We start from the raw sequence: 20,916 nt of genomic DNA on the forward strand, positions 1-20,916 counted from the left end.
CGGGTGATCAGTCCAGGCCGCCGTACGAGTGCAGGCCGGTGAAGAAGATGTTCACGCCGAACAGGTTCATCAGCACGGTGAGGAAGCCGAGCACCGCCAGCCAGGTGGCCACGTTGCGCTTCACGCTGGGCGTGGCCCGGGCGTGCAGGTAACCGGCGTAGACGACCCAGGAGATGAACGCCCAGGTCTCCTTCGGGTCCCAGCCCCACGGCCGACCCCACGCCGCCTCGGCCCAGATGGCACCGGCGATCACCGCGAAGGTGAAGACCGGGAAGGCGAAGGCGTGCAGCGTGAAGGTCAACCGCTCCAGGCCGGCCGCGCCGGGCAGCCGCTTCGCCAGGGTGTACGGGAAGCTCCGCTTGCCCTGCTCGTACCCGTTGCGCATCAGGAAGCCGACCGCCGGCACCACACCGAGCAGGAAGATGCCGGACGCGAAGACGATGGTCGAGACGTGGATGACGAACCAGTACGAGTTCAGAGCTGGCACCAGCGGCACGATCGGCACGTACAGCACCAGCTCGGCCGTGGCCACCAGCAGCACCATCACCAGGGTGAGGAACAGCCCGAGCTTGCGCAGCGACGGTCGCTTCCAGAGCACCACGAGCCAGGCCACGACCCCGATGAACGTCACCGTGAGCACGAACTCGTACATGTTGCCCCAGGGCATCCGGTCTGCGGCGAGGCCGCGAGTGACCAGCGCCGCCAGGTGCAGCACAGCGGCGACGGCGGTGGCGCCCACCGCGATCAGGCCCGCTAGGCGGGCACGCCGCGCCGAGCGGTCGGCCGCGGTCGACGGCTGCACCGGCGCGGGCGGCGTCGGAACAGCGCCGCCGCCGGCTCCCACCAGCTCGCGGACCGGAGCCGCCACGGCGACCCGGGTACGCGCGTTGCCCAGCGCGTACTCCACGGCGTGGCCAATCATCGCGACCAGATACGCCAGGATCGCGAAGGTCACCAGATTGTCGGAGAGTGCGGACATCACTCGGCTCCTTCTCGCACGCCGGTCCGGTCACTGGAGTCAGCGCTCGCGCCGGCCCGCTCGGCCGCCCGTTCGTCACCGCTGACCGCGGCGACGAGTTGAGCGAACTCGTCGGCGAACCCTGGATAGTCGGTGCGCGGCAAGCCACCAACCTCCATCAAGCTACTACCGCCCGTCGGAGATCCTTCCGCCGGGTCGGCCGGCATCACCCGGAAGAACACCCGGCGGCGACGCCCGAACAGCGAGCCCATCAGCCCGACCAGCAGGAAGCCACAGCTGATCAACAGCGGCGTCGAGCCGGGATCGTGCCGGATGGAGAGGGTCACGTACCGCTCGGTGCCCAGGAACTCGACAGTCGTGCCGTCGTCCAACGTCCAGGTCTCGCCCTTGCGGAGCAGCTTGGTGCCGACCTCCTGGACCTTGCCGGTCCGTACCTGCCGCTGGTCGAGCTGGTAGATCGAGCCGGGGATGCCCGCGTCCAGGCCGAGGTTGCCCCGGTAGGCGACCAGGTTCAGCATCGGGTTGCGCTCGGTCGGGTACTGCGAGCGGACGAACGGCGCCTGCTCGGGTCCCGTGGGCAGGTAGATGCCGGTGAACGCCATCTGCTCATCCGGTGCCCGCTTGCCGGTGGCCGGGTCGACGTTCGCGTCCGGGAAGGCCGCCAGCCCCTCGCTGGTCAGACCCATGTCGCCGGTCGTCAGGAACGGCTCGTCGCTGATCTGGCTGTTGCCGAACCGGTCGGTGTAGCGGATCACCGGGGCGTACCCGTGACCGAGCAGGTAGACGTTCGCGTCGTTCAGCCGCAGCGGCGAGTTCACCGAGAAGTCAGCGCTGCGGGTCGGCTCGTCCGGGCCGTCGACGGCCACCGTGGCGTTGAAGAACTCCGGCTGGCCGGACGGCAGGAACCGGGCCTCGAAGTCGTCCAACCGCAGGCAGAAGCGGGGTAGGTCCGCGCTGTCCACCTGGGGGCCGAGCTTCGCCTCGGCGTACTGCTGCCGGGTGTTGCAGAAGGCGTTGTCCGCGCCGGCCACCAGCAGGCGGTTGCCGCTCCAGCCGTACCACGAGCCGAGCGCGACGCCGATCAGCACCGCGATCAGCGAGGTGTGGAACAGCAGGTTCCCGGTCTCCTTGAGGTAGCCCTTCTCGGCGGAGACCTCGTCGCCGCGCACCTCCACCCGCCAGCGCCGCTTGCGCAGCACCTCGGCGATCGCCGCCGCCCCACCGGGCGGGGCGGGCAGCACGGTGTGCTGCGGCAGCCGGGCCATCCGCTTCGGCGCGGCCGGCGGCCGGGACCGCAACGCCCGGACGTGGTCACGCAGCCGGGGGGTGATGCAGCCGATCAGGGAGGTGAACAGCAGCAGGTAGATCGCGGAGAACCAGACCGAGCCGAAGACCTCGAACGCACCGATCTGGTTCAGTCGAGGGGCCAGGTCCGGGTGGTCGATGAAGTACTCGTTGACCCTCTCCGGGCTGACCCCACGCTGCGGCAGCACCGAGCCGGGGATGGCGGCGACCGCGAGCAGGAAGAGCAGGATCAGCGCCGTACGCATGCTGGTCAGCTGCCGCCACGAGTTGCGCAGCAGCGCCAACAACCGGTTGGGCCGGCGCCGGGGCGCCGGGGCCTCGGTCTCCGGCCGGTCGTCGACGACGGTCATCAGATGCTCACCTCGCCCACCCCGACGGTGGTCTGCAACCAGATCACGAAGCTCTGCCATCCGCCGGTGACCAGCGCCAGGCCGATCAGGATGAGCAGGGCGCCGCCGACCCGGGTGACCCAGCGGCTGTTGCGCCGGACGGCGCGGAAGACCCCGAGCAGGCGTTGGAAGCCCAGCCCGAAGACGATGAACGGTATCCCCAGCCCGAGGCAGTACGCCACGGCGAGCACCACGGCGCGGTCACTCTGGCCGGACGCGGTGGCCATCCCCATCACCGCGCCGAGCGTGGGCCCGGTGCAGGGCACCCAACTGAGTGCGAAGACCGCGCCGAAGACCGGTGCGCCGAGCAGCCCCGCCGACGGCAGCCGAGAGATCCGGAACTCCCGTTGCAGTGCGGGGATCAACCCGAGATAGCCGAACCCGAGCACGATGATCAGCGCGCCGACGACGATCTCCAGCTGCCGCTCGTACTCGAAGAAGACCCGGCCGATGCCGGCGAACAGGATCGCGGTGGCGACGAAGACGGCGGTGAAGCCGGCGATGAAGAGCAGCGTGCCCGCGAGCACCCGGCCCTTGACCGCGCCGACCTGGACGATCCGCTCCCGCACCGCCACATTCCCGCCGCCGTCGGGCTCGGCGGCGGTGTCGAGCGGGGCCTTCGGCGTTGCCAGGGTGCCAGCCTTCGCGCGGCCTTCGAGGTCGGTGCCGGCGAGGCCGGTGACGTACGAGAGGTAGCCGGGGACCAGTGGGAGCACACACGGGGAGAGGAAACTGACCAGGCCGGCGAGCGCCGCCGCGCCCATGGCGAGCAGCAGCGGCCCGCTGAGGGCCAACTCCTTGAAGGTCTCGCCCATCAGTTCGGCGCCGGCTTCTCGCCCGCGATCCGTTCGACGATCGGTTGCAGGCCCTCCTGCTTGACGGCGGCCCGGATCACCGCCGCGATCCGGCCCTGCCGGTCGAGCACCACCGTCGCCGGGACGGTGTTCGGCGGGATGTCCAGGTCGAGCGCCAGTCGGCTGGACGGGTCGAAGAGGCTCGGATAGGTGACCCGGCCCTCCTCGAATGCCTTGGCCTTGTCCCGCTGGTCCTGGACGTTGATGCCGAGGAAGCTCACCCCGGAGCCCTTGGTGGCCTGGTAGACGGCTTCCAGGTCGTCCGCCTCGGCCCGGCAGGGCGCGCACCAGGAGCCCCAGAAGTTGACGACCACCACCTGGCCGCGGGCCTGGCTGACGTCGTATTCGCCGCCGAGGAGCAGCTCACCGGCGAGCTTCGGAGGCGCGGAACGCTGGTCCGGAGCGCACTCGAAGATTCCGTTGGTGGTGGTCGTGCAGGCCTTCTCCTGCCCCTTCGACGTGCAGCCGACCAGCGCCACCGCGGCGACGGTGGCGAGCAGACCGGCGGTCCACCTCCGGGCGTTCATCAGGCCCCCTTGGCCGTCCTGGCGGTCGCGGAGAGAGCGATCAGGTGCGCGGCCGGCTCGCTGTAGCCGATGCCCACCACCTTCGCGCCGTCGAAGTGGAACGAGGTCAGGCTCGCCAGCCCGCACTGCCGCTTACGCGGGTCGTGCCAGAGCCGCTTGCGCTCCACGTGCCGGCGCAGCGTCCAGATCGGCAACTGGTGCGACACCAGCACCGCCTCGCGCCCCTCGGCAGCGACCCGGGCGGCGTGCACGGCGGCGAACATCCGCTCGGCGATCACCTGGTACGCCTCGCCCCAGGACGGGGTCATCGGGTCGCGCAGCACCCACCAGTTGCGCGGGTCGCGGAACGACCCGTCGCCCGGGGAGACCTTCTTGCCCTCGAACCAGTTGGCGCTCTCGATCAGCCGCTCGTCCACCCCGACCGGCAACCCGAACTGGGCGGCGATCGGTTCGGCGGTCTGCTGGGCGCGCTCCAGAGGGCTGGCCACCACGTACACGATCTCCCGCTCCGCCAGGCCCTCCGCGGCGGCCTTGGCCATCTGCACGCCCAGCTCGGAGAGGCGGAACCCGGGCAACCGGCCGTAGAGGATCTGGTCGGGGTTGTGCACCTCACCGTGCCGAAGCACGTGGACCACCGTCTTGCTCACCGCTGCACCCCCTTCGTTCGCGACTGCGGGGCTCGCAAAACCGGCTCACTCCTCGCGCTCACCGGACCCCCTTCGTTCGCGACTGCGGGGCTCGCAAAACCGGCTCACTCCTCGCGCTCACCACTACCCCCCGTGACCAGCCGCTGCCGCCGCACTCGCCGCCGTCGGCAGCGCAGCGGCGATGTGCTCCAGAGCGGCGTCGTCGATCGCCGCCGAGACAAACCACGACTCGAACGCGCTCGGCGGCAGGTAGACGCCAGCGGCGAGCATCGCGTGGAAGAACGCCTTGAACGCCGGCACCTGCTGGGTACGGGCGCTGTCGTAGTCGACCACGTCGGCGTCGGTGAAGAAGATCGAGAACATGCTGCCCGCGTACGACAGTCGGTGTGGAACCCCGGCGGCGGCCAGCGCGTCGGAGGCCAGCTTGCCCACGACGGCGGCCGTCTGATCGAGGCGGTGGTACAGCGCGTCGTCCGCGAGCCGCAGCGTGGCCAGGCCAGCGGCGCAGGCGAGCGGGTTACCGGAAAGCGTGCCGGCCTGGTAGACCGGGCCGGCCGGGGCGAGTCGGGCCATGATCTCGGTGCGCCCGCCGAACGCGGCGGCGGGCAGGCCACCACCCATGACCTTGCCGTACGTCCACAGGTCGGCGTCGGAGGCGTCGAGGCCGTGCCACCCGGCGCGGGAGACCCGGAACCCGGTCATCACCTCGTCCACCACGAGCAGCGCGCCGTGCGCGTGCGCGATCCGGGCGAGCTGCTGGTTGAAGCCATCGCGGGGGGCGACCACGCCCATGTTGCCGGCGGCGGCCTCGGTGATCACCGCGGCGATGTGCGGGCCCTCGGCGGCGAACGCCTCCTCGACGGCCCTGATGTCGTTGTACGGCAGCACGATCGTCTCGCTGGCCGTCGCGCCGGTCACGCCCGGTGAGTCGGGCAGGCCCAGGGTCGCCACGCCGGACCCGGCGGCGGCGAGCAGGGCGTCGACGTGCCCGTGGTAGCACCCGGCGAACTTGACGATCTTGGAGCGACCGGTGAAGCCACGGGCCAACCGGACCGCCGACATGGTCGCCTCGGTGCCGGAGTTGACCAGGCGAACCTGCTCCACCGGGGTCCGCGCGACGATCTCGTCGGCCAACTCCACCTCACCGGGGGTGGGAGTGCCGAAGCTGGTGCCCCGGGCAGCGGCGGCCTGCACGGCGTCCACCACCTCCGGGTGGGCGTGCCCGAGGATCAGCGGGCCCCAGGAGCAGACCAGGTCGACGTAGCGGCGGCCGTCGGCGTCGTACAGCCACGGGCCCTCGCCACGAACCATGAAGCGCGGGGTGCCACCGACCGCCTGAAAGGCGCGCACGGGAGAGTTCACCCCGCCCGGCACGATGGCGCGGGCGCGGTCGAACAGGGCCTCGGAGGCCGGCGCTTCGGCCGGGTAACGGCCGGGTCCGGCTGGGAAGATGTCGGTCACGATGCCGCCATTGTGTCAGCGCCGAACGGCCAACCAGCAGCCACCCCGCAGTGGGGTTACCGGGCTCACCCATGGCCGGTGCTCGCCAGCAGCGGCGACACGGGCGAGGCGACGGCTCGCGGCCTCAACAGGCCGGGGCGGTCGGATCGCGCTAGGCTGACCGGGTGGATCGTGCCGAACTGTCCATCACGCTACACCGGACGGGCGACGAAGCAGTGCTGCGCCTGGCCGGTGAGATCGACATGCTCACGGCAGCGCAGCTCTCCACCGTGGTCAACGAGGTGCTGGCTGACCCGCCCCCGCGAATCGTGCTCGACCTCGGCGGCGTCACCTTCTGCGACTCGCAGGGGCTGGGCACCCTGGTCGTGCTCAGCCGCAAGGCCAGCCACGCGCAGAGCCTGCTGATGCTGACCCACGTGGGCGACTTCCTGATCCGAGTACTGGACATCACGGGCCTCCGCAGCGCCCTAATGATCCGCAACGACCAACCCACCGGCTAACGCCCCGCCCCACCCCTACCCCCGCGCCCCCGTCCCCGCGCCCCCGTCCCCTCCCCCCGCCCCATGCTCGCGGCGATCTAGGGGAAATCCTCGCGAGTTGATCTCTGCGAACAGCGATTCGCCCTAGATCGGCGGGGGACGGCTTGGGGGGGACGGCGGGGACGGCTTAGGGGGGAGGCGGGGGGAAGGGCTTAGGCGGTGTTGCCCCAGCGGGCTTGCTCGATTAGATCCACCGCCCGATTTCGGGCCTCCGGGTCGTCGGAACGGAGCAGGGTCGTCGCCTCGTCGACCGCGTCGGTGAGCCGCCGCCACTGCGTGTCGCGCTCCCGGACCAGGTCCGACTGGGCGGCCAACTGCCGGGTCTTCACCCACAGCTCGACGAAGACCGACACCTTGGCCCGCAGCACCCACGGATCGAACGGCTTGGTCAGGTAATCCACCGCGCCCACCTGGTAGCCCCGAAGGGCGAGCTGGGCGTCCCGGTCGGCGGCGGTGAGGAAGATGATCGGCACGTGCCGGGTCCGCTCACGGCGCTTGATGTGGCTGGCCGTCTCGAAGCCGTCCATGTCCGGCATCTGGGCGTCCAGCAGGATCACCGCGAAGTCGTCCACCAGTAGTTGCTTGAGCGCCGCCTCGCCACTCTCCACGGCAACGGACTGGACCGGCAGGCCCTGGAGGATCGCCTCCAGGGCCATCAGATTTTCCCGCCGGTCGTCTACGAGCAGCGCCTTGGCCGTCTGGGTCACGAGGTCTCCTTGGTCCGGCTGCCGCTGATCCAGGACGACATCAACTCGATCAGGTCGTCCAGGTCGACTGGCTTGGTGATGTAGTCGCTGCCCCCGGCAGCGAGCGCCGACTCGCGGTCGCCCGGCATCGCCTTCGCGGTCAGGAACACGACCGGCAGGTCGGCGAACCGGTGGTTGCGGCGGATCTGGCGGGTGGTCTCGTAACCGTCCTGGTCGGGCATCATGGCGTCCATCAGCACGATGTCCACCTCCGGATGCTCGGCCAGCAGGCGGACACCGTCCGCCCCGTTGTCCGAGTACAGCACGGTCATCCCGTGCAGCTCCAACGCGCTGGTCAAGGCGAAGACATTGCGTACGTCGTCATCCACGATCAGCACGGTGGCGCCGTCCAGTTGACGGGTGGCCGGAGCCTCCGGCCGCTCCGGCAGCAGCTCCATCGGCGGCATCAGCAGCGACGACGGCAGGCCGGCGCGCTGCGGGGACGGAGACTGGGGCGCGACCACCGCGTCCGGGGCCAGCACCTGCGGTACGAACAGGGTGAAGGTCGAACCCTGACCGGGCGCGGACGACACGGTGATGGTGCCGCCGATCAGCCGGGCCAGATCGCGACTGATCGACAGGCCCAGGCCGGTGCCGCCGTAGCGGCGACTGGTCGTGCCGTCTGCCTGCTGGAACGCCTCGAAGATGATCGACAACTTGTCGTCGGAGATGCCGATCCCGGTGTCGATCACGGTGAACGCGATCACCTGCTGGGCGTTGGTCAGCGCCGGAACGTCGAAGACCGCGTTGTCCGCCGCCGGGGCGATCCGCAGCGTCACCGCACCGTTGTCGGTGAACTTCACCGCGTTGGAGAGCAGGTTGCGGAGGATCTGCTGCAACCGCTGCGCGTCGGTCACCAGCGCCGGCGGCAGTTCCTTGCTCACGCGTACCTGGAAGTCCAGGTTCTTCTCCTCGGCCTGCGGCGCGAACGCCTGCTCGACGTAGCCGCGCAGCTCGGCGAAGCGGATCTCGGTCGGCTCGACGTCCATCCGGCCCGCCTCGATCTTGGACAGGTCGAGAATGTCGTCGATCAGGCGCAGCAGGTCGGAGCCGGAACCGTGGATGGTCCGGGCGAATTCGATCTGCTTCGGGCTGAGGTTCTGCTCCGAGTTCTCCGCCAGCAGGCGGGCCAGCAGGAGCAAGGAGTTCAGCGGCGTACGCAGCTCGTGGCTCATGTTGGCCAGGAACTCCGACTTGTAGGCCGAAGCCCGGGTCAGCTGCTGCGCCTTCTCCTCCAAGCCCAGCCGAGCCAGTTCGATCTCCCGGTTCTTCGTCTCGATGTTGCCCTTCTGCTCGGAGAGCAGAGTGGCCTTCTCCTCCAGCTCGGCGTTGGTGCGCTGCAACTCCGCCGACTGTTCCTGCATTTCGTGCGCCAGCCGCTGCGACTGGGCCAGCAGTTCCTCCGTACGCCGGTTGGCCTGGATGGTGTTGACCGCGATGCCGATGGTGAGCACCAGCCGCTCCAGGAACGACAGGTGCAGCTCGGAGAAGGCCGACACGCTGGCGAACTCGATCACCCCGAGCAGCTCACCCTCGAACAGCACGGGGAGCACCACCAGGTCGGACGGGGGTGTCTCGGCAAGGCCGGAGCGCAGGGTGAGCCGGCTGTTCGGGGAGGCGCTGACCCGGATCGTGCGGCGGGAGAGCGCGGTCTGCCCGACCAGCCCCTCACCCGGCCCGAAGGTGACGTCGTTCCCCCGCGCCACGTACCCGTAGGAGGAGGTCAGCCGTAGCCGCATGCTGCCGTCGGTGTCGTCGGCCAGGAAGAAGGCGCCGAGCTGGGCGTCGACCAGCGGCGTCACCTCCGTCATGATCATGCGGCAGACCTCGCCGAGGTCACGCTGGCCCTGCAACAGGCCGCCGATCCGGGCCAGGTTGGAGTCCAACCAGCCCTGCTCGGCATTCTTCTTGGTCGTCTCCCGGAGGGTGACGATCATCTGGTTGATGTTGTCCTTCAGCTCGGCGACCTCGCCCTGCGCCTTGACCGCGATCCGCTGGGTCAGGTCGCCCCGGGTCACCGAGGTGGACACCTGGGCGATGGCACGCAGCTGCGTGGTCAGCGTCGAGGCGAGCTGGTTGACGTTCTCGGTGAGGTCGCGCCAGGTGCCGGAGACGCCCTTCACCTGGGCCTGACCGCCGAGCTTGCCCTCGATGCCGACCTCACGGGCGACCCGGGTGACCTCGTCGGCGAACGACGACAGCTGGTCGACCATGGTGTTGACCGTGGACTTCAGCTCCAGGATCTCGCCCTGCGCGTCGACGGTGATCTTCTGCGACAGGTCACCCTTCGCCACCGCCGTGGTCACCGAGGCGATGTTGCGGACCTGGCTGGTCAGGTTGGAGGCCATCGAGTTCACGTTGTCGGTGAGGTCACGCCAGGTGCCGCTGACGCCCTTCACCTGGGCCTGACCGCCGAGCTTGCCCTCGGTGCCCACCTCACGGGCCACCCGGGTCACCTCGTCGGCGAACGACGACAACTGGTCGACCATCGTGTTGACCGTCGACTTCAGCTCCAGGATCTCGCCCCGGGCGTCCACCGTGATCTTCTGCGACAGGTCACCCTTGGCCACCGCAGTGGAGACCTGGGCGATGTTGCGCACCTGGGCGGTCAGGTTGGAGGCCATCGAGTTGACGTTGTCGGTCAGGTCGCGCCAGGTGCCGGCAACCCCGCGTACCTGGGCCTGGCCACCGAGCTTGCCCTCGGTGCCCACCTCACGGGCCACCCGGGTCACCTCGTCGGCGAACGACGACAACTGGTCGACCATCGTGTTGACCGTCGACTTCAACTCCAGGATCTCGCCCCGCGCGTCCACCGTAATCTTCTGCGACAGGTCACCCTTCGCCACCGCCGTGGTCACCGAGGCGATGTTGCGGACCTGGCTGGTCAGGTTGGAGGCCATCGAGTTGACGTTGTCGGTCAGGTCCCGCCACGTGCCGCTGACGCCCTTCACCTGGGCCTGACCGCCCAGGTTGCCCTCGGTGCCCACCTCACGCGCGACCCGCGTCACCTCGTCGGCGAACGACGACAACTGGTCGACCATCGTGTTGACGGTGTTCTTCAGCTCCAGGATCTCGCCCTGGGCGTCCACCGTGATCTTCTGCGACAGGTCACCCTTGGCCACCGCTGTGGAGACCTGGGAGATGTTGCGGACCTGGCTGGTCAGGTTGCCGGCGAGCTGGTTGACGTTCTCGGTGAGGTCACGCCAGGTGCCGGAGACGCCGCGCACCTGGGCCTGACCGCCCAGCTTCCCCTCGATGCCCACCTCACGGGCCACCCGGGTCACCTCGTCGGCGAACGACGACAACTGGTCGACCATCGTGTTGACGGTGTCCTTCAGCTCCAGGATCTCGCCCTGCGCCGCCACCGTGATCTTCTGCGACAGGTCACCACGCGCCACCGCCGTGGAAACCTGCGCGATGTTGCGGACCTGGGCCGTCAGGTTCGACGCCATCGAGTTGACGCTGTCGGTCAGGTCCTTCCAGGTGCCCGCCACGTTCGGCACCTCGGCCTGGCCACCCAGCTTGCCCTCGGTGCCCACCTCACGCGCCACCCGGGTCACCTGCTCGGCGAAGAGCCGCAGCGTGTCGGTGAGGTAGTTCATCGTGGCGGCCAACTCGGCGACCTCGCCGCGCGCGCCAACCGTGATCTTCTGCGACAGGTCGCCCTTGGCCACCGCCGTCGCCACCTGCGAGATCGACCGCACCTGGCCGGTCAGGTTCGACGCCATGGTGTTCACCGAGTCGGTGAGGTCCTTCCAGGTGCCGGCGACGCCCCGGACGTCGGCCTGGCCGCCCAGCTTGCCCTCGGTGCCCACCTCGCGGGCCACCCGGGTCACCTCGTTCGAGAACGACGACAGCTGGTCGACCATCGTGTTCACCGTGCGCCCGATGCGCAGGTACTCACCGCGTAGCGGCCGACCGTCGATCTCCAACGCCATGTGCTGGGACAGGTCGCCGTCCGCCACCGCCACGATCACCCGGGCGATCTCGGTGGTCGGTCGGCCCAGGTCGTCGATCAGCGAGTTGATCGCCCGCTGCCCCTCCGCCCAGGAACCGTCCAACCCCTCGTCGTCGAGCCGCTCGGTGAGCCGGCCGTCGCGACCGACGATCCGGCTGATCCGCCGCAGGTCCAGGTACTGCCGTTCCTGGAGCGAGACCACCTCGTTGAAGGCGTCCGCCACCTCACCGGCCGTGCCGGCGCGGCGGGGAAGCCGGACCTTCAGGTCGCCGCGACGGACCCGTCGCAGTGCCTCGGTCAACTCACCGAGGAGCGCCTCGTGGTCGGGCGCGGACGGATCCGCCACCGACTGCTTCGCCGTGGTCATCATTCCTCGCTCAACTCGGGGGCGCCGGTCCGTGCGGACACACCGGCACCCCATATTGTGCCCGCGCGCGCCGTGGTGCCAGGGTGTGCGACCCGCCAGGTGGCCCGGATCGCCGCCGGATCCGCCCGATCGACGCCGAAGTGGCCCGGCGCGTCGCAGACCTCGCGGCGAATTCCGCAGCTGTCCTTTCGGCGCACGAGGCCCGTGCGCTACCGCAGACGCGCCGGCCCGGATCAGTGATCGGCTTGGCACCCGGCAGGGCGACGGTGGAGGATACGGGGGTGTCAGCCGAGGCGGGGCCCGCGACGGCCGGGGCCCGGGACGGGGCGGTCCGGCGCGTCCGCCTGCCCGCAGACCGCCGTACGCCCGCCGCCGCCCGCGCCGTGGTCCGCTCGGTGCTGACCGAGTCACACCTGGACGAGCTGGCCAACGAGGCCCTGCTGCTCACCACCGAGCTGACCACCAACGCCGTCGAACACGCCCGCACCGAGTTGGACATCGAGGTCGTCGCCGACGAGATCGGGCTGACCGTCACCGTCTCCGACTTCGCACCCGGCTCGGGCGACGAGCTGACCGTCGGGACCCGCAACGACTCCACCGAGATCAACGAGGTCTCCGAGCGGGGTCGAGGGCTTCTGCTGGTCGACCACTTCGCCAGCCGCTGGGGCACCACGTACCTGCCCACCGGGAAGGGCGTCTGGTTCCGGCTGGACCGCCCCGGCGCCGACCCGCCGGCCGAGGGCACCGTCGGTGGCGAGTCGTCACCGGCCAGCGCCGACCCTCATGGGAGCACCGACAGCTCCGCGCCGAGCGCCAGCGCGATGAGCGAACTCATGCAAACCACCCCCGACCTGTACGCGGACGACCCGCTGCCCGACTTCGCCACCAGCCTGCTCAGCCGGGTCGCGGAGATGGTGGGCGCGGCTGGCGGCACGATCCGCCTCGACCGGGGCGACGGGCAGGGCCGTCAGGTGTTGGCCCGCTTCGGCCGACCGCCCCGCCCCGGCACTGAGCTGCTCCGGGTGCCGCTGACCGTGCACCGCCCGTACGCCGGGGAGCTGGAGTTGGACGCCGCACCGTCGGCGTACGCCCGGCCGTTGGCGGTGCTCACCGCCGAGCGGCTGTCGCTGCACCTGGAGAACGACCGGCTGCGCAGGGCCGACCTTCGCCGCCAGGTGTGGCTCACCTTCCTTGCCGAGGCGAGCGAACTGCTCGCCCAGTCGTTGGACGTCGAGCTGACCATGGCGCTGGTCCCGCAGCTGGTGGTGCCGCGGCTCGGTCAGTGGTGCGCGGTGCACACCACCGACGAGTGGGGCCGGCTCAAACTGGCGGCGGCCAGCCACGCCGACGAGTCGGTGCTGCCGCAGCTGCACAAGGTGCTGGCGGAGACCGGGCCGGATTCGATCCAGGCCCGCCTGCGCGAGGCGTCCCGCAACGCGGCGCAGATCCCCCTGGGCGGGCCGATGGAGGGTTTCGCGGTCCCGCTGATCGCGCGTGGGCAGCGGCTCGGCACCCTGGCGGTGGGGCGGCACCAGCGGCACCGGCACGACCCGGACGAGATGGCGGTGTTGGAGGACGTGGCCCGGCGGGCCGCGCTGGCCATCGAGAACGCCCGGATCCACGCCGAGCGCCGCCGCGTGGCGCAGACACTCCAGCAGTCCCTGCTGCCGCCGGTGCTGCCGCTGGTGGACGGGATCGGCTTCGCCGCCGAGTACGTCCCGACCGGTGACGACGCGGAGGTGGGGGGCGACTTCTACGACGTGGTGCCGCTGCCCGACGGGCGCTGGCTGGTGGTGATCGGTGACGTCTCGGGCAAGGGTGTCCAGGCCGCCGCGGTGACCGGGCTGGTCCGGGACGTGATCCGGGTGCTCGTCGGTGACGGCAAACCGTTGCCGGAGGCGCTGGCGCGGCTCAACGAGACGCTGGTCGAGCGAGGTGGCGGGCGGTACTGCACGTTGGCACTGGCGGCGGTCGGGCCGGGTGAGGGCGACCAGTTGGAGGTGTCGCTGCACCTGGCCGGGCACGACCGCCCGGTGCTGCTGGCCGGTGCGGGCGGCGCCGGGTTCGTGGGCACCGGCGGCACCGCGCTCGGCCTGCTCGACACGATCACCTCGCCGACGGCGGAGATCACGCTCGCGGCGGGCGATTCGCTGATCTTCTACACCGATGGCGTCACCGAGCGGCGGCGCGGCCGGGAGCTGTTCGGCACCGACCGGCTGCGGGACGCCGCCGCACCTCTGGCCGGGTATTCAGCCGACGTGGTGGCCGCTCGGCTGCGCGCCGCCGCGATCAACTTCTCGGTCGAGCCACCCCGGGACGACATCGCCATCCTGGTGCTGCGCAACGACGCGACCTGACCGCCGCACGCGGCCCCCGAATTTCGGGTCTGCTCGGTAGATTGACGGTCATGTCGCGTGTCGCGCAGGCCACGCCGTACTCCCAGCCAGTGGTCCGTGCGTTGAGCACCGCGCAGCTGGCCACCGTTGGCGCGTTCCTCGCCGTGCTGCTGGCGTCAGAGGCCGCCAGGTAGGCGCCCGGGGGCGAGCCGGTGCTCCGGATCGAGGTGCTCCTTGGCCGCTCGCAGTTGGGCGAGGCCGGCCAGCTCGCCCCAGAGGTCGACCGCCTGGCGGACCGCCGCCGGGGCGGAGACGACCACGCAGCGGCCCTGCCGGGCCAGCAGCACCCCTCGCACGGCGGCCAGGATGGACGCCACCCGATCGGGAGCCAGCGCTCCGGACAGCGCCGCGTGCACCACGCCCAGCCCGGCGGACCCTCGCACCGGCACCGGGGCGCCGGCCGCGTCGCGCAGGGCGTAGACGGCGGCGTGCAGGTCGCCGATCGGCACCTCCAGGCGCAGCGCCGTGTCGCCGGGCGCGAACGGGTAACGGCGCCACCACGGCGGCGCGGAGTGCGCGACGGTCGCCTCCCCGTGCAGCAGACCGACGAGACGCTCGGCGCGTTCGGTGACGTCGGCGGGGCCGCCCTCCAGCAGCACCACCAGGCTGCCCGCTCGGGACGGGACACCGGCCCGGCCGGACATCGACGGGTGACGCTCACGGGCGGTGGCGGCCGGGTGGCCGGGCGGGTACGGCGTACGCGGCCGGGGCGTGCCTCCGGGCAGGTCCAGCTCGATGGCCGCCGGCTCCAGCCGGGCGGCGTGGATCGTCCGGATCAGGTCGTGCACCTCCAGTGGCGTCCACACCGGGCGGGACACCCAGAGTCGGCTCGCCGGCACCGGCTGCACCCGCAGACTTGCCGAGACCAGCACGCCGAGCGCACCCTGGGAGCCGCAGAGCAGCCGGGCCAGGTCGAGCCCGGGCGCGCCTCCCCCGGCGCTGACCAGCTCACCGTCAGCACCGAGGTAGCGGACACCGAGCAGTTGGTCACAGGGGCTGCCGTGGCGGTAGCGCAGCGGGCCGGCCTCGCCGGCGGCGAGCACCCCACCCAGGGTCGCGCCGGGTGACGGGGCGTCCATCGCCAGCCGCTGCCCGGTGCGCTCCAGCGTGGCCTGCACCGCCCGCAGCGGTGTGCCGGCCCCCACCTCGGTCACCAGCGCGCCGACCGGCTCGTGACCGATGCCGGCCAGCCGGCCGGTGTCGAGCATGATGTCGACCTGGACGGGCGTGGCACCCCAGTCGATCTTCGTGCCGGCACCCCGGGGCACCACCGCCAGATCGTGCGCGGCGGCCAGCCGCAGCACCTCGGCAGCGGCGTGCGGGCCGCCCGGCACCGCCACCCAGCGCGCCGGACGCCCCGCCACCTCGTCGGCCGGCCCGGCCATGCGGGAGAACGGCGGGCCGCAGATCGCCGCCAACCGCCGGGTGATCTCGAGGGCTCCGGACCGGCCGAGGGAACTTGCTGCTGCCGCCATGCCGGCCATCGTACATGTGTTCGAATGCCCTCGTGGTTGCTATTGGGATGCCGCTGGTCCGGCCTACAGCGGGGGCCGGCCGGTAACGTGGCCGCCGTGACCACCGAGACTGCCCCGCCCGCGGCGAAGCGGGTGCCCAGCGAGCGCACCCACCATGGCGACACCGTCGTCGACGAGTACGCCTGGCTCGCCGCCAAGGACGACCCGGAGACGATCGCCTACCTGACCGTCGAGAACGAGTACACCGACGCGCGAACGGCGCACCTGACCGAGCTGCGCGCCGAGTTGTTCGAGGAGACCCGCCGGCGCACCAGGGAGACCGATCTGTCCGTGCCGACCCGCAAGGGCGGGCACTGGTATTACACCCGGACGGTCGAGGGCCAGCAGTACGGGGTGCAGTGCCGGCGCGCGGTCCGCGACGGTGAGACCGAGCCGCCGGTCAGCGCGGAGGGTGCCCCGCTCGACGGCGAGGAGGTGCTGCTCGACGGCAACCTGCTGGCCGAGGGGCACGACTTCTTCTCGCTGGGCGCGTTCGACGTCAGCCCCGACGGTCGCTGGCTGGCCTACTCCACCGACTTCTCCGGCGATGAGCGCTTCACCCTGCGAGTGAAGGACCTGACCACCGGCGAGTTGCTGCCGGACGAGGTCCCGGACACGTTCTACGGCACCGCCTGGTCAGTCGACGCCTCGGTGCTGTTCTACGTGACGGTCGACGACGCCTGGCGGCCGAACCGGGTCTGGCGGCACACCGTCGGCTCGGCAGCCGCCGACGACGTGGTGGTCCACCAGGAGGACGACGAGCGGTTCTGGGTGGGCGTGGAGCTGACCCGGTCGGAGAAGTTCATCCTGATCGACATCCACAGCAAGGTGACCAGCGAGGTGCTGGTGATCCCCGCCGGCAACCCGGCCGGCGCGCCGGCCGTGATCGCACCCCGCCGCCAGGGCATCGAGTACGCGGTGGAGCACCACGGCCACCGTTTCCTGATCCTGCACAACGATGGCGCGGAGGACTTCGCGCTGGCCTTCACCTCGGCGGACGTGCCGGGCGACTGGGTGCCGCTGATCGAGCACACCCCCGGCACCCGGCTGGAGGCCGTCGACGCCTTCGCCAACCACCTGGTGGTCTCGCTGCGCACCGACGGGCTCACCGGGCTGCGGGTGTTGCCGGTGGGCAGCGACGACGGGTACGACATCGACTTCCCCGAGCCGCTGTACAGCGTCGGGCTGGACGCCAACCCGGAGTACCGCACCGGGCAGGTCCGTTTGCGCTACTCCTCGCTGATCACCCCCGACTCGGTGTACGACTTCGACCTGGTCACCCGGCAGATGGTGCTGCGCAAGCAGAAGCCGGTGCTGCCCGGTCCGGACGGGCGACCGTACGACCCGGCCGAGTACGAGCAGCACCGTGACTGGGCGCTCGCCGACGACGGGACGCGGGTGCCGATCTCGCTGGTCTGCCGCGTCGGCACGCCCCGGGACGGCTCGGCGCCCTGCGAGCTGTACGGCTACGGCTCGTACGAGGCCAGCATGGACCCGTGGTTCTCGGTGGCCCGGCTGTCCCTGCTGGACCGGGGCGTGGTCTTCGCGGTGGCGCACACCCGGGGCGGCGGTGAGCTGGGCCGGCGTTGGTACGACCAGGGCAAGCTGCTGGCCAAGAAGAACACCTTCACCGACTTCGTCGCCTGCGCCCGGCACCTGGTGAAGGCCGGCTGGACGGCAAGCGACCGGCTGGTCGCCCGGGGCGCTTCGGCCGGCGGCCTGCTGATGGGCGCGGTGGCCAACCTCGCCCCGGACGCGTTCACCGGGATCGTGGCGCAGGTGCCGTTCGTGGACGCGCTCACGTCGATCCTCGACCCGTCGCTGCCGCTGACCGTCACCGAATGGGAGGAGTGGGGCAACCCACTGGAGGACCCCGAGGTGTACGCGTACATGAAGTCCTACACGCCGTACGAGAACGTGGCCGCGGTGGACTATCCGGCGATCCTCGCGGTGACCAGTCTCAACGACACGCGGGTGCTCTACTCGGAGCCGGCGAAGTGGGTCGCCCGGCTGCGGGCGGTCGCCCCGAGCGGCGACTACCTGCTCAAGACCGAGATGGGTGCCGGGCACGGTGGCCCGAGCGGTCGCTACGACGCCTGGCGCGAGGAGGCGTTCATCAACGCCTGGATCCTGGACCGTATCGGCCGCGCCTGACCCGTCAGGTGTGCATGATCGCGCTCGATCCTGGAAGTAGTGGCCTCAGTCGTCCGTCGAGGCCACTACTTCCAGGGAACTGCGCGATCAGCCCACCTAGACTTCCGGCGTGAGCGACGAGGCCGGCGATCGGGACGGATCGGGGACCGACACGCCGGGTGCGGCCCGCCGCATGTCCGGGTGGATGATCCTCGGGGTGGTCGCCGCCGCGTTGCTCGTCTGCTGCTGCTCCGCGGCCGTCGGCCTGTTGATCTCCTGGTCCGCCGGCCTCTTCCACGCCCCGACCTGACCAGTCACCCGTGCTCAGGTCGTGCGCAGCTCGTCCAGCGCCGTGCTGGCGCGCAGGAAGAGCAGGCCGACGCCGACCGTCACCAGCACCGCGACCAACGCAGCGGCGCCGAGCCAGGCCAACTGCTCCAGGGGTACGGGGATGGCTCGCACAATCTCGGGGGTGTAGACGATACGGGTGTACTGGTCGCGGGTCGCCGGGTCGTCACACAGCGCGGCCGTGGCCTCGCAGATCTCCCTCGACGATACGCCCGTCGACACCTCCCGGAAGAGCCCTTGGCCGAGCAGCGTGCCCACAGTGAGCGCGAGCAGGATCGCCGGCACCGCCGGGGCCAACGCCTGCCAGGCCACCGAGCGGCTCAGCGTGGCGCGGGGCACCCCGGTGGCGACCAGCGCGGCGTACGCGCGCCGACGGGCGACGATCCCCTCGACCAGCGCGACGATCAGCCCGCCCGCCGCGATCAGGATGGCCACCGCGACCGCCGCGTCGACCAGATCCATGGTGGACAGGTAGAACGGGTCGGCGCCACCCCCGTCCACCCCGGCGAGCCGACTCTGCTCCCGGTCGAGCTGGTCCTGGGTCGCGAAGTAGGCGCGCTGCGCGGCCGCCCCGCCACCGAAGATCAGGGCCGCGAGCAGGGCCGCGAACGTGCGGCTGCCCGCCCACGGGTCGGCCATCAGCCGGCCCGCCGCGAGCAGGGCCGCGGGACGGCGGGCGTGCCGACGCAACAACCGCCCGCAGGTGTACGAGATCCAGCCGGTGCCGATCACCACCCCGATCATCGCCGCGAACCCACCCGCCACGTACAACAGCGGCACCAGCCAGCCCAGCACTTCATCGTTGCCGTCCAAGCTGGACATCACCGGACGGACCACTGCGAACGAGGCCACGCCCAACCCGATCAGGAGCCCGGCCCACGGCCGCGGACCGCGCTCGCGGACGGCCTTGCGGCTGACCCCGAGCGGGCTCATGGTGACCGTACGCAGCATCAGGGCAGTGGCCAGTGCCGCGACGACCGGCAGACCAAGCACCACCGCGGTCAGTGCGCCGGTCGACGGCAGCACGTCGGTGGGCAGGGCCAGTTGACCGCGCTCGTCCGGTCGGTGCAGCAGCTCGCGACCGACCAGGTAGGCGCCCAGCCCGACGAGCGTGCCGAGCAGGGCGGCCACGCCGGTCTCCAGCACCACCAGCCGGGTGACCTGGCCGGGAGTGGCGCCGGCCAGCCGGAGCGCGGCCAGCCGGCGGTCCCGCGCTGGCGCGCCGAGCCGGGCGCACTGGCCGGCCAGCGCCAGCACCGGAATCATCAGCATCACCAGCGCGAACGCCGTCCCGCCGCGCAATCCGGGCTCCCGCAGCAACGCGTTGCGGTACTGCTCGGACTGCGCCCAGGCGTCACCGGCCGGTTTCTCGATGGCCAGCACGGTGAGCGCCGCGAGCCCGGCCAGGGTCGCCAGCAGGGCGCTGAGCGCGGTGAGCACCACCCGGGCGGTGTCGGTGCGGGTGCCGGCCAGCGCGAGCCGGACCAGCGTCGTCGGTCTCACCGGGCGCCGCCGGCCAGCGGCACATCGAGCCCCAGGCCGGTGTGGTCCACCAGGCCGTCGCGCAGCACGATCTCCCGATCGGCGTACGCGGCGATCCGCGGCTCGTGGGTGACCAGCACGACGGCGGTGCGCTGCTCACGGGCGAGCCGGACCAACTGGGTGAGCACCTGCTCGCCGGTGAGCGTGTCCAGAGCCCCGGTCGGCTCGTCGGCGAAGAGCACCCAGGGCTCGGTGACCAGCGCCCGAGCCGTGGCGCACCGCTGCTGCTGACCGCCGGACATCTCACCCGGCCGGAGGTCGGCCAGCTCCGCCACGCCGAACCGATCCAGCCAGGTGAGCGCCGCCGCCCGCGCCTCTCGCCGCCCCGTGCCGGCGAGGAGCAGGGGCAGGGCGACGTTCTCCGCGGCGGTCAGCTCGGCGACCAGTTGGCCGAACTGGAACAGCACCCCGAACTCGGTGCGCCGTAGCCGGGAACGGGCCGCCTCCGACCAGGTGTCGATGCGGTGCCCGCGCCAGGTGACCTCGCCGACGTCCGGCCGGAGGATCCCGGCCAGGCAGTGCAGCAGGGTCGACTTGCCGCAGCCGCTCGGACCGGTGACGGCGACGATCTCGCCCTCGGCCACGTCGAGCGTCACACCGCGCAGCGCGGGTGTCGGGCCGTACGCCCGAACCACGCCGCGAGCCTGGAGTTGCGTCACGGATGCACCTCCCGGTGCCAGTCGGCGACCCGGCCCAGGGTGGCGTGCAGCCACCGCAGATCCGCGTCGAGGTGGGCGATCGCGAAGTCGGCCGCGACCACGTCGCTGAGGGTGGCGGCCGGGTCGGTCTTGACCGCGGTCAGCTCACGCAGCCGCGCGGTGTGCGCGGTGCGCTGGGCGATCAGGTAGGACCGGGCCCGGTCGACGTCGGCGACCAGGAGCGCCACCACGACCTTGGCGAAGAGCGTGCTGGCCACGTACGGCATGGGTGGTTCCACGGTGGACAGCCACTGGTCCAGCGTGGCCCGCCCCTCGCCGGTCAGCGCGTACGCCGTGCGATCCGGCCCGGCCGCGCGACCCTGCCCGGCAGCGGCCACCAGGCCGTCGCGTTCCAGGCGGCCGAGAGTGGCGTAGACCTGCCCGAAGGCCAGCGGCCGAGCCCGGGGCAGCCGCTCGTCATGCGCACGCTTGAGCTCATAGCCGTGCCGGCTTCCACCAGCCAACAGCCCAAGCAGAACATGCGGCGTAGACACGCATTCCACTATTCACTGA

General features: G+C 71.4%; 17 protein-coding genes. 5 read left to right on the forward strand and 12 right to left on the reverse strand.

Annotated elements, in window-relative coordinates; translation table 11 throughout:
* Positions 1-7 precede the first annotated feature (7 nt).
* From ccsB to hemL, 6 genes are all read right to left on the reverse strand, one after another.
* Positions 8-979, reverse strand: coding sequence for a c-type cytochrome biogenesis protein CcsB (ccsB, locus tag ABZS37_RS07575; protein ID WP_355166583.1), 972 nt, complete (start codon positions 977-979; stop codon positions 8-10).
* On the reverse strand, positions 979-2,634 hold the full coding sequence (locus ABZS37_RS07580; RefSeq protein ID WP_355166585.1) for a cytochrome c biogenesis protein ResB: 1,656 nt from the start codon (positions 2,632-2,634) through the stop codon (positions 979-981). Before ABZS37_RS07580 ends, ccsB begins: the two co-directional genes overlap by 1 nt.
* Positions 2,634-3,488 (reverse strand): cytochrome c biogenesis protein CcdA, encoded by an 855-nt coding sequence (locus tag ABZS37_RS07585; protein WP_355166588.1) that lies wholly within the window; start codon positions 3,486-3,488, stop codon positions 2,634-2,636. Before ABZS37_RS07585 ends, ABZS37_RS07580 begins: the two co-directional genes overlap by 1 nt.
* Positions 3,488-4,054 (reverse strand): TlpA disulfide reductase family protein, encoded by a 567-nt coding sequence (locus ABZS37_RS07590; protein ID WP_355166590.1) that lies wholly within the window; start codon positions 4,052-4,054, stop codon positions 3,488-3,490. The genes ABZS37_RS07585 and ABZS37_RS07590 overlap by 1 nt, the downstream gene beginning before the upstream one ends.
* Entirely contained in the window at positions 4,054-4,701 is a 648-nt protein-coding gene (locus tag ABZS37_RS07595) for a histidine phosphatase family protein (protein WP_355166592.1), read from the reverse strand. Before ABZS37_RS07595 ends, ABZS37_RS07590 begins: the two co-directional genes overlap by 1 nt.
* A 123-nt stretch (positions 4,702-4,824) precedes the next feature.
* On the reverse strand, positions 4,825-6,162 hold the full coding sequence (gene hemL / locus ABZS37_RS07600) for a glutamate-1-semialdehyde 2,1-aminomutase (protein WP_355166594.1): 1,338 nt from the start codon (positions 6,160-6,162) through the stop codon (positions 4,825-4,827).
* A 164-nt stretch (positions 6,163-6,326) separates the two neighbouring features.
* Here hemL and ABZS37_RS07605 point away from each other — a divergent pair, with 164 nt between their 5' ends.
* Positions 6,327-6,662 carry an STAS domain-containing protein gene (locus tag ABZS37_RS07605; RefSeq protein ID WP_007454492.1) on the forward strand — a complete coding sequence of 112 codons (336 nt, stop codon included), beginning with the start codon at positions 6,327-6,329 and terminating at the stop codon, positions 6,660-6,662.
* A gap of 191 nt (positions 6,663-6,853) precedes the next feature.
* On the opposite strand, the gene ABZS37_RS07610 is transcribed toward ABZS37_RS07605, so the two are convergent.
* Positions 6,854-7,408: a response regulator gene (locus ABZS37_RS07610; RefSeq protein WP_354992745.1), complete on the reverse strand. Its 555-nt coding sequence runs from the start codon at positions 7,406-7,408 to the stop codon at positions 6,854-6,856.
* Complete coding sequence (locus ABZS37_RS07615) at positions 7,405-11,772, reverse strand: HAMP domain-containing protein (protein WP_355166596.1); 4,368 nt, start codon at positions 11,770-11,772, stop codon at positions 7,405-7,407. The genes ABZS37_RS07610 and ABZS37_RS07615 overlap by 4 nt, the downstream gene beginning before the upstream one ends.
* Before the next feature lie 281 nt (positions 11,773-12,053).
* Between ABZS37_RS07615 and ABZS37_RS07620 the strand changes: the two genes are divergently transcribed.
* Together ABZS37_RS07620 and ABZS37_RS07625 are read left to right on the forward strand one after the other, a co-directional pair.
* Positions 12,054-14,129 (forward strand): SpoIIE family protein phosphatase, encoded by a 2,076-nt coding sequence (locus ABZS37_RS07620; protein WP_355166598.1) that lies wholly within the window; start codon positions 12,054-12,056, stop codon positions 14,127-14,129.
* A gap of 50 nt (positions 14,130-14,179) precedes the next feature.
* On the forward strand, positions 14,180-14,302 hold the full coding sequence (locus tag ABZS37_RS07625) for a hypothetical protein (RefSeq protein WP_355166600.1): 123 nt from the start codon (positions 14,180-14,182) through the stop codon (positions 14,300-14,302).
* Here the strand turns inward: ABZS37_RS07625 and ABZS37_RS07630 are convergent.
* Entirely contained in the window at positions 14,285-15,643 is a 1,359-nt protein-coding gene (locus ABZS37_RS07630) for an FAD-binding oxidoreductase (RefSeq protein ID WP_355166602.1), read from the reverse strand. The two genes, ABZS37_RS07625 and ABZS37_RS07630, sit on opposite strands and share 18 nt — an antisense overlap.
* 96 nt (positions 15,644-15,739) lie before the next feature.
* Between ABZS37_RS07630 and ABZS37_RS07635 the strand changes: the two genes are divergently transcribed.
* Together ABZS37_RS07635 and ABZS37_RS07640 are read left to right on the forward strand one after the other, a co-directional pair.
* On the forward strand, positions 15,740-17,836 hold the full coding sequence (locus ABZS37_RS07635) for a S9 family peptidase (protein ID WP_355166604.1): 2,097 nt from the start codon (positions 15,740-15,742) through the stop codon (positions 17,834-17,836).
* A gap of 109 nt (positions 17,837-17,945) precedes the next feature.
* Positions 17,946-18,125 carry a hypothetical protein gene (locus ABZS37_RS07640; RefSeq protein ID WP_355166606.1) on the forward strand — a complete coding sequence of 60 codons (180 nt, stop codon included), beginning with the start codon at positions 17,946-17,948 and terminating at the stop codon, positions 18,123-18,125.
* Positions 18,126-18,139: 14 nt separating this feature from the next.
* On the opposite strand, the gene ABZS37_RS07645 is transcribed toward ABZS37_RS07640, so the two are convergent.
* The 3 genes from ABZS37_RS07645 to ABZS37_RS07655 are packed head-to-tail and all read right to left on the reverse strand — an operon-like array spanning position 18,140 to position 20,897.
* Complete coding sequence (locus tag ABZS37_RS07645) at positions 18,140-19,666, reverse strand: FtsX-like permease family protein (protein WP_355166608.1); 1,527 nt, start codon at positions 19,664-19,666, stop codon at positions 18,140-18,142.
* Positions 19,663-20,364 (reverse strand): ABC transporter ATP-binding protein, encoded by a 702-nt coding sequence (locus ABZS37_RS07650; RefSeq protein ID WP_355166610.1) that lies wholly within the window; start codon positions 20,362-20,364, stop codon positions 19,663-19,665. Before ABZS37_RS07650 ends, ABZS37_RS07645 begins: the two co-directional genes overlap by 4 nt.
* A complete protein-coding gene (locus ABZS37_RS07655; RefSeq protein ID WP_354992754.1) occupies positions 20,361-20,897 on the reverse strand; it encodes a PadR family transcriptional regulator in 537 nt (178 codons plus the stop codon). Before ABZS37_RS07655 ends, ABZS37_RS07650 begins: the two co-directional genes overlap by 4 nt.
* Between the last annotated feature and the right edge of the window lie 19 nt (positions 20,898-20,916).

It is taken from the genome of Micromonospora sp. NPDC005413, assembly GCF_040606435.1.
Classification (GTDB): Bacteria; Actinomycetota; Actinomycetes; order Mycobacteriales; family Micromonosporaceae; genus Micromonospora.

Excerpts from the sequence above, each read along its gene's own strand:
- ccsB (WP_355166583.1), bottom strand. The coding sequence starts at position 979 with ATGTCCGCACTCTCCGACAATCTGGTGACCTTCGCGATCCTGGCGTAT.
- ABZS37_RS07580 (WP_355166585.1), bottom strand. The coding sequence starts at position 2,634 with ATGACCGTCGTCGACGACCGGCCGGAGACCGAGGCCCCGGCGCCCCGG.
- ABZS37_RS07585 (WP_355166588.1), bottom strand. The coding sequence starts at position 3,488 with ATGGGCGAGACCTTCAAGGAGTTGGCCCTCAGCGGGCCGCTGCTGCTC.
- ABZS37_RS07590 (WP_355166590.1), bottom strand. The coding sequence starts at position 4,054 with ATGAACGCCCGGAGGTGGACCGCCGGTCTGCTCGCCACCGTCGCCGCG.
- ABZS37_RS07615 (WP_355166596.1), bottom strand. The coding sequence starts at position 11,772 with ATGACCACGGCGAAGCAGTCGGTGGCGGATCCGTCCGCGCCCGACCAC.
- ABZS37_RS07625 (WP_355166600.1), top strand. The coding sequence starts at position 14,180 with ATGTCGCGTGTCGCGCAGGCCACGCCGTACTCCCAGCCAGTGGTCCGT.
- ABZS37_RS07630 (WP_355166602.1), bottom strand. The coding sequence starts at position 15,643 with ATGGCGGCAGCAGCAAGTTCCCTCGGCCGGTCCGGAGCCCTCGAGATC.